This window comes from Photobacterium sp. SKA34 (assembly GCF_000153325.1).
In the GTDB taxonomy this organism is placed as follows: Bacteria; Pseudomonadota; Gammaproteobacteria; order Enterobacterales; family Vibrionaceae; genus Photobacterium.
The window spans coordinates 1,360,204-1,362,520 of sequence record NZ_CH724141.1 but is presented as its reverse complement, the minus strand read 5'-3'; the positions used below and the strand labels follow the sequence as shown (position 1 = coordinate 1,362,520).

1 protein-coding gene and 1 pseudogene are annotated in these 2,317 nt (G+C 34.1%); both read left to right on the top strand.

Translation table 11 applies throughout. The annotated features are described in order from the left end of the window. Positions 1-906: 906 nt before the first annotated feature. Positions 907-1,479 carry an outer membrane beta-barrel protein gene (locus SKA34_RS07320; RefSeq protein WP_006644869.1) on the top strand — a complete coding sequence of 191 codons (573 nt, stop codon included), beginning with the start codon at positions 907-909 and terminating at the stop codon, positions 1,477-1,479. Positions 1,480-1,594: 115 nt separating this feature from the next. Beyond that, positions 1,595-2,317, top strand: a pseudogene (locus SKA34_RS22875) (IS3 family transposase); the annotation flags it as partial.

Sequence of the window (2,317 nt, the reverse complement as noted above, 5' to 3'; positions counted from 1 at the left end):
TATGAATATATCGGTTCACAAGCAAAAAAGTGTTATTGTGCATCATTTTCTCTATTGTGAGGAATATCACTTTATAGATATACACTATTACTCTGTTTGCATATTAGAAACCTTGGATGATTTGTTGTGAGAGTTAAAAATAGATAAGTATGCTCGCATTGTGTTTGTTATCATTTTTATTACATTGTTCCAACTTGTTTGTATGTGATACTTATTTTTAAAACAGCAACTGTATAAATAGGTGGCGTATTAATTAGTAAGTTAATTATTATGTGCGTAGTTGCTTATTTGTTGGGGGCAATATTCTGCATTTTATTATGGGGGGAGTCTGTATTATGATGATTTATTGATATATAGATTATTGTGTTTGTGATTTTTTATTATAAATAACAATGTGTTGTTATGTGTTATTTCTAATTCAGGGCTGTATTTTAGATTGTTTATTAACAAATAATTAAAATGTAAAATTTATTTTAATGTTTGTTAATTGTTACGTTATAACATAAAAAATAAATTTAAAATGTTATTTGTAAGTTATTTTTCATGTGGCTGATTGGTGTGTGAACTTTATTATTTTTTAAAAATATGCCTAATTTCCCATACTAAAATGTACAATTTTACTTTGTATGCCTACACTATAAAAACATTAACAAAATGTTTCCCAGGGGTTAAATAAAATGAATCGAAATGTAACTTCATTTATTATTCATTTGTTAATGAAGAATAGGTTAAAAGTGAATTTTTATTGAATAAATAGTTATTCCCATATTATTTCCATAAGTTTGAGATTGCTTCTATTAAGAGATATTGACATGGTCATATCACTAATATGCAACTTGTTTTTATACGCGTGTGTAGTACTTTCTTGCTGAAAGTTATATTTGTTCATAAATTAAAAGGATTATTATGAATAACTTGAAAATATATAGCGCCATACTCATATCTTCTTTAATTTTATTAGTGCCTACTGCATTTGCTGATACCAATAACATTTCAAATAGTTGGTATGCAGGACTAGATTTAGGTAAAGGAAGTTATAAGAACGCTGGAGATGAACATGCTTTATCTGTTGAGCAAGATCATTGGGCGTTTGGCACGCATGTTGGTTATCAATTTAATCGTTACTTATCAACTGAAGTTGCTTACCAATATTTTGATGAAGGGCAAGCATCATATCCATTAGGAAATATTAAAGGTAACTTTCAACAATTAGCTGTAAAAGGAATTATTGGCACTTATTTAAATGATTTCTATCCATTTTTGAATGCAGGTGTTGCTGCATGGTCAGGTAAAAGTAGAGGCTTAAGAGAAGGTAATGCTACAGGTTTTTCACCGGTATATGGCGCAGGTATTCGTTATTATATAAATTCACGATTTAGTACTAAGTTGGAATATCAACGCACGGAATCAATGGGAAATGATGATATAGGGCATACAGATCATCAGTTAGTTTCTATGGGCGTAAGTTGGGCATTTTAAATTTCAAAAATACAGGGAAGAGCTTACTATGAAAAAGTCGTGTTGTAGTGGCATAGTGAATTTGGTCACTTAGTTAGAGGTGATATCATCACTTCATACGTTAACAGGTGACACTATGACAAATCGTACAAGACGACTATTCAGCGCAGAATTCAAGCTCGAGGCTGCACAGTTAGTGATTGATCAAAATTACTCAGTGGCAGAAGCCGCCCAAGCCATGAATGTGGGTAAATCCACGATGGATAAATGGGTTCGTCAGCTTAAACAAGAACGACAAGGCAAAACGCCAAAAGCTTCGCCTATGACCCCTGAGCAAATAGAAATTCGGGAATTAAAAAAGAAGTTAGCTCGTCTTGAAGAGCACAATGAAATATTAAAAAAAGCCACGGCTCTGTTGATGTCGGACTCACTGAACAATTCTTGATGATCAAGAAACTCAAGCAGAGCTATAGCGTAAAAACATTATGCGAAGTCTTCAATGTTCATCGAAGTAGTTATAACTATTGGCTAAAGCGTCCAACAGCGATTAGGGCGGAAACAGTCAAACTTCGCAGCTTAGTTAGTGAGGCCCACGCAGCAAGCAACGCCTCTGCGGGAGCGAGGACTATTGCAGATATAGTCACAAATCAGGGTTTAAAACTGAGCCGATATCGAGCAACAAAACTCATGAGAGAGCTTGGTTTAGTCAGTTGCCAACAGCCAAAGCATCGATACAGAAAGGCTTCTCAAGAACATGTTGAGGTTCCAAATCACTTGGGCCGACAGTTTGCTGTTACCGCCCCAAAGGAAGTTTGGGTTGGTGATGTTACGTATATTTGGACAGGAAATCGCTGGATGT